Origin of the sequence: Intrasporangium sp. (genome assembly GCF_036566125.1) — a bacterium.
In the GTDB taxonomy this organism is placed as follows: Bacteria; Actinomycetota; Actinomycetes; order Actinomycetales; family Dermatophilaceae; genus Intrasporangium.
Map to the genome: position 1 here is coordinate 1 of NZ_DATCWX010000295.1, position 5,635 is coordinate 5,635.

Genomic DNA, 5,635 nt, shown 5'->3' on the forward strand with positions numbered 1-5,635 from the left:
CCCGTCGGCGAGAACCATCTCGACGGCCCGCAGCCGGTCGATGGTCAGGCCCTGCGACCGCCCGAGGAAGCCGATGCCTCCGGCCGTGGCGAGGCCGCCGACTCCGACTCCGCCGTAGTCCCCGGAGGTGAGGGCCCAGCCATGCGGGGCCAGGGCCGCCGCGACCTCGCCCCAGCGGGCGCCCGGCTCGACCCTGACGCGTCGCGTGGACGGGTCGATGACCTCGATGGACCTGAGCTGGCGAAGGTCGATGATGATGCCACCGTGGTTCGTCGAGCGGCCGCTGATGCCGTGACCGCCGCTGCGCACCGACAAGGGGACAGGCTGGGTCCGGGCCCACCGCACCGCCTCGGCCACCCCACTCGGATCGCGTGGCTGCAGCACGAGTCCGGGATTCCCGCCCCGCATGTAGTTGGACCTCAGGCGGACGTAGGCGGCGTCGCCGGGCTCAACCGCGTCCGGTGCCAGGGTGGCCGGGATGGAGTCGTAGTCGATGCCGACGTGGCGCTGGACCCGGATGAAGCTGCTCGCGATGCTCCGCGTATCTGTGCCGCGCTCGGCCCGCTCGGCGGCGACGGCTTCGCGGAGGGCGGGCACGACCTCGCCGGCGAAGGCCTTGATCGAGTCCGGATCGTCGGAAGCGAGGATGACGGTCCCGACGCCGTGATCGACGACGAGGGGCAGCAGCTGCTCGACCCACTGCGCGGGAGGCCCATCGAGGAGGTCGCCGCCCCGGACTCCGAAGCGGCCCGAGACGTTGGCGATTCGCCGGATCTCGCGTGGGTCGCGGCCGGCTCGGATAGCAGCCGCATCGACGGCTTGGCCAGTGGTGGACAGGTCCGCCAATCCTGAGTTACCGCCCGGGATGACCCAGCCGTCGGCGAGCCTTCCGATGAGGTCGAGCATGCGGGGCTTTCCCCCGCCCACCCAGATCGGGATGTTGTGGGCGGGAGCTGGTCCGCGGTCCACGCCGCTGACGTGGTGGTGGAGGCCCTTGGTGCGCAATGGAGTGCGCTGACTCGCGGCCCAGATGCCGCGAATGATGTCGATGGCCTCCTCGAGCGCGTCGACCGACTCGCCCGGTGAGAGACGATCGATGCCCATCGACTCCATCGCATCCCAGAAGTAGCCGGCACCGAGGGCGAGCTCGAGCCGCCCGTGCGACAGGAGGTCGAGGCTCGCGGCGGCTCTTGCGAGGACGGCGGGCTGTCGCATCGGCACATTGATGACGCTGGGGGCCAGCCGGATGCGCTCGGTCTGTCCCGCCACCCAGCTGAGCAGCGTCCACGTCTCGTGGAAGCGCGGCTGGTATGGGTGGTCCTGAAAGGTGACGAGGTCGAGTCCAACCGCCTCGCTGAGCTGGGCGAGGTGGACGGGGGCCAGTGCGTCGTCCCTGCCCTGGCCGTTGAGCGGCGTGATGAACGTGCCGAACTCGAGCGGGTGTCCGAGGTCCATGGTGGTGATCAGCTCGCCGCACCAGGACGGGCCATCGCCGTCCCGCGTCGCCCGCGCTCTGCCGCGACGAGCTCGCGCGTCGCCGGCGCCACCTCCTGGCCGAAGAGGGCGAGCTGGTTCGGGTCGTCGCCCACGACGATGAAGGCGCTCAGGCCGTGCTCGAGCGACAGCATCGCGAGCTGCTCGGCCCACTGGCTGGGCGGTCCCACGAGGAGCCGGTCGCTCGGCTGGGCGGTGAACTGGCCGCCGATGTTGACCAGACGGCGCACCTGCCTCGGGTCCCGGCCCACAGCAGAGGCGGCCTCGTCGATGCGGGCGTTCGACTCGTCGATCTGCTCGATGCCCGTGAGGTAGGCGAGCGAGGGCAGCCAGCCGTCGGCCTTCTCGCCGATGAGCCGCAGCATCCTCGGCTTGAGGCCGCCGACCCAGATCGAGATGTCGTGTGCCGGGGCGGGTCCGCGCTTGGCTCCGTTGACCCGGTGGTGTTTGCCGTCGACGACGAGGCGCTCGGGATTGCCCTTGTCCCAGATGCCGCGGATGACGTCGATCGCCTCACGGAGCGCCGTGAGCGACCCACCCGGACTGAGCCGCTCGCCGCCCATCGCCACGATCGGGTCCCAGAAGCCGCCGGCCCCGAGGCCGAGCTCGACGCGGCCACCGCTCAGCAGGTCGAGGCTGGCCGCCGCCCGGGAGAGGACCGCGGGCTGCCGGAGCGGGAGGTTGAGGACGTTGCCGGCAAGGTGCACCCGCTCGGTCCGGGCCGCAACGAAGCTCATCAGGGTCCACGTGTCGAGGAAGGCCGCCTGGTACGGATGGTCCTGGAACGTGACGAGGTCCAGACCCGCTTCCTCCGAGAGCTGCGCCAGCGCGACGACGTTGTCGGGCGCCGCGTTGGCGGGCGTGATGAAGGAGCCGAAGAGCAGGTCGTGGCCGTAGTCGGTCATGTCCCGCTCAACCCAACAACGGGGCTCAACCTTCCCGAGCCTCGTGACGGAGGACGGCAGCGCGCCGCGTGAGGTGGTCGCGCTCCGGGATGTTCGTCGCGCGCTGGGCAGCCGCCGCGTAGTGCTCGGCGGCACCGGCCCGGTCGCCGACCCGTTCCAGCAGGTAGGCACGCACGGCAAAGTAGCGGTGCCGCTCACCAACGAGCGGCTCGAGGGTTTCGAGCTCGGCGAGCGCCGCGTCCGGCCCGAGCACATGCGCGAGGGCGACGGCCCTGCTCAGCCGCGCGATCGGGTTGTTCGTCAGGGCGATGAGCTCGTCGTACCACTCGAGGATCTGAGCCCAGTCGGTTTCCGCGGCCGTGGGCGCATCATCGTGCAGCGCGGCAATCGCGGCCTGGAGCTGGTACTCACCGCGGCGGTTCGCCGCGAGCGCCTGCTGGAGGATCCGGACGCCCTCGGCGATCTCGTCGGTGTCCCACAGGGAGCGGTCCTGTCGGTCGAGCGTGACGAGGCGCCCGTCGTCGCCGAAACGCGCTCGTCGACGAGCGTGGTGCAGGAGCATCAGGGCCAGCAGGCCGTGGACCTCGGGGTCCGAGTGCCCGGTCGCCAGTTGCCGGGTGAGTCGGATCGCCTCGGCTGCGAGGTCGACCCGTCCGCTGTGGCCCGCGTGGTAGATGAGGTAGAGGACCCGGAGCACCTCGGCGACGTCGCCCGTTGGGCCCAGCTCAACGTCCGCGATGGTGCGTTTGGCGCGGCTGATCCGCTGCGCCATCGTCGCCCGCGGCACCAGGAACGCCTCGGCGAGCTCGTCCGTCGTGAGGCCACCAACGGCACGCAGGGTGAGCGCGATGGCCGAGGTTGGGCTCAGCGACGGGTGGCAGCACAGGAAGAGCAGTCGGAGCGCGTCGTCCTCCTCCTCCGTACGCCCGGGCGCCGGCTCCCGGTCGACCCGCTGCTCCCGAGCCCGTCGCGCCTGGTCGCTCCGTGCCGCGTCGATGAGGCGCCGGGTGGCCACCCCGATGAGCCAGCCCTTGGGGTCGCGCGGAGGGTGCTCCGGCCAGTGCCGAACTGCCTCGACGAGGGCATCCTGGACGGCGTCCTCGGCCGCCGCGAAGTCGTTGCCGCGGCGGACGAGGACCCCGATGACCTGCGGCACGAGCGTTCGCAGCAGGACCTCGTCCTTGGGAGTCACCCGACAGTCACTGACTCAGTCGGCCTCGACGGGCGACGAGAACATGACCTGGCGGACCTCGATCCACTCATACATGGGCTTGCCTCCCGGGCCCGGGCCGGACGAGACGTGTGCCGCGATCTCGAGCGCCCGTTCGCGCGAGGCGACGTCCACCCAGTACCAGCCCGCGACAAGGTCGCTCGTCTCGGGGTATGGCCCGTCTGTCGTCACTGGCGTCGCGCCGGGCGCTCCGCCGTACTGCACCCAGACGCGGTCGGGGTTCAGCCCTGTGCCGTCGACGAACTCGCCGGACTCCTTGAGCATGGTGGTGCAGTCGTCGAGGAATCGCAGGTGGCGATCCACGTCCTCGGGCGCCCATTGGTCCATCGGCGGGACGGGCTCGGGCAGGTCCGGGGCGCCACGGTAATGCTTGAGCAGTAGGAACTGGGGCATCGTGCTCACTCCTTCGAGTCGGTCGCGGGTCCGGTTGGCCCCGCACCCATGGAACGGAGCCGGGTGCCGGATCTCGACATCATCGCAGCAGAGATTTTCCGTATGCCGCTGGGCTGGCTGCCGCACGCGCGCTTGGGCGCGCCGGGCCACCTACCCGATCGAGTGAACACGTTTTGTGTCCCGAAAGCTGTTCACTCGATTGATTGGGGGTGTGCTCAGGGCTCGTCAGGAGTGCGCGAAGGTGAACTGGCCTGAGACCGGCCGCCACCCGGGCGGCGGGTCCTCACCCACGCGGCCGTCGATCGCCTCGCGGATGAGGTCGGCGTGACCGGTGTGTCGCCCGTACTCCTCGACGAGATCGAAGAGCAGCCGGCGCAGGCTGGCATGCTCGCCCTCGTCGCTGGCAGCGTGCGCGGGCTGGTCGAGGCCCCCGTTCGCCAACGCGTCCAGGATCCGGCTCCGCGTCCGCTCGACGGCGCCGTCGTAGAGGGCATAGAGCTCCTCGGGCGAGTCCTGAGCCGCAGAGCTGAACTCCCAGTCGTTGCTGCCGTCGTAGCCGAAGGACGTCCACGGCTGGCCCATGTCCTCACCGCGCAGCTTCCGCGTCATGGTGAAGTCCTCGACGGCCGCCAGGTGCTTCAGCAGGCCGCCGATCGTCAACGCCGACGCGGCGATCGTGGCGTTGAGAGCGGCGGCGTCGAGTGCGTCGGCCTTCCAGCGGAAGGTGGCGCGGAGTCGGTCGAGTGCCCCGAGCAGGTGCCCGACCTCGGTGCCGGCGAGCGGTGGTTCCCACGGTGTGTCATTGGTGCTCATGCGCGCCACGGTAGGGGCGGTTCCGGACGTTATCCTTCCGCTTCGCCCGGCGGATCCACCGCTGCCGTCATCCGTCCGGCGACCTCGACGGCGGCCGCCCGGAGCTCGGCGCCGCCGCGGATCCGGTACGGCATGGGGAGGATGGCGAGCTGTTGCGCGTACCACGCCGGGTTGCTCGTGCTGCCGACCAAACGCGTCTCCACGTCATCGAGCGGCTCAAGGCGGCCGAGCGTGCGCGGCAGCCAACGGCCCGCCACCTCGATCGGCGCAGCGATGTCGACGTGGGCGTCGTACTCCCACCCGACCGCGAGGTGTTCCTCGAGCAGCGCGACCGGGTCCAGACCCCCTGGTGGCTGGAAGGTCTGGGCGAGCAGGTCAACGCGCCGGACGCGGTCGACGCGGTAGGTCCGCGTCTGGCCGTGCTGGAGCGACCGGCCCACGACGTACCACCGCCCATGGCGCACGACGACGGTCCACGGCTCGATCTCCACGACCCACTCGGAGCCGGCCTCGGAGCGATAGTCGAGCCGCACCGCCCGATGGCTCGAGCACGCCTCGACGAGGGTCGCTGTCGTGTCCGGATCCGGCCGCGCTGCAGCGCGATCCGGTGCGGGTGCGGTCATGCGGCGCACCGTCTCCGCGTGGGCGGCAACGGGCTCCGGCAACGCACGGATCAGCTTTCCGAGGGCGCTGCCCACCGGGTCGCTCGGGTCGCTGGCGGCGTGGTGGCCGTCCAGCGCGGCCATGACGAGTCCAAGGGCCTCCGTCGCGCTGAACACCATCGGCGGCAGCCGCAGGC

6 protein-coding genes are annotated in these 5,635 nt (G+C 71.1%); all 6 read right to left on the minus strand.

Annotation, left to right across the window (positions count from 1 at the left end; genetic code table 11):
- Nucleotides 1–1,455, minus strand: a 1,455-nt coding sequence (locus VIR15_RS17695) for an LLM class flavin-dependent oxidoreductase (protein ID WP_331930151.1), incomplete at its 3' end; no start/stop codon positions are given.
- Nucleotides 1,456–1,463: 8 nt separating this feature from the next.
- Nucleotides 1,464–2,399: an LLM class flavin-dependent oxidoreductase gene (locus tag VIR15_RS17700; protein WP_331930153.1), complete on the minus strand. Its 936-nt coding sequence runs from the start codon at nucleotides 2,397–2,399 to the stop codon at nucleotides 1,464–1,466.
- 25 nt (nucleotides 2,400–2,424) lie between these two features.
- Entirely contained in the window at nucleotides 2,425–3,591 is a 1,167-nt protein-coding gene (locus VIR15_RS17705) for an RNA polymerase sigma factor (RefSeq protein WP_331930155.1), read from the minus strand.
- A gap of 15 nt (nucleotides 3,592–3,606) precedes the next feature.
- Nucleotides 3,607–4,023 carry a YciI family protein gene (locus tag VIR15_RS17710; RefSeq protein WP_331930157.1) on the minus strand — a complete coding sequence of 139 codons (417 nt, stop codon included), beginning with the start codon at nucleotides 4,021–4,023 and terminating at the stop codon, nucleotides 3,607–3,609.
- Between the two features lie 225 nt (nucleotides 4,024–4,248).
- Nucleotides 4,249–4,836, minus strand: a complete 588-nt coding sequence (locus VIR15_RS17715) for a mycothiol transferase (RefSeq protein WP_331930159.1) — start codon at nucleotides 4,834–4,836, stop codon at nucleotides 4,249–4,251.
- A gap of 29 nt (nucleotides 4,837–4,865) precedes the next feature.
- A partial coding sequence (locus tag VIR15_RS17720) for a helix-turn-helix transcriptional regulator (protein ID WP_331930161.1) occupies nucleotides 4,866–5,635 on the minus strand: 770 nt, incomplete at its 5' end.

Bases quoted from the DNA above. Each gene is read 5' to 3' on its own strand.
- VIR15_RS17700 (WP_331930153.1), bottom strand. From the start codon at position 2,399: ATGACCGACTACGGCCACGACCTGCTCTTCGGCTCCTTCATCACGCCC.
- VIR15_RS17710 (WP_331930157.1), bottom strand. From the start codon at position 4,023: ATGCCCCAGTTCCTACTGCTCAAGCATTACCGTGGCGCCCCGGACCTG.
- VIR15_RS17715 (WP_331930159.1), bottom strand. From the start codon at position 4,836: ATGAGCACCAATGACACACCGTGGGAACCACCGCTCGCCGGCACCGAG.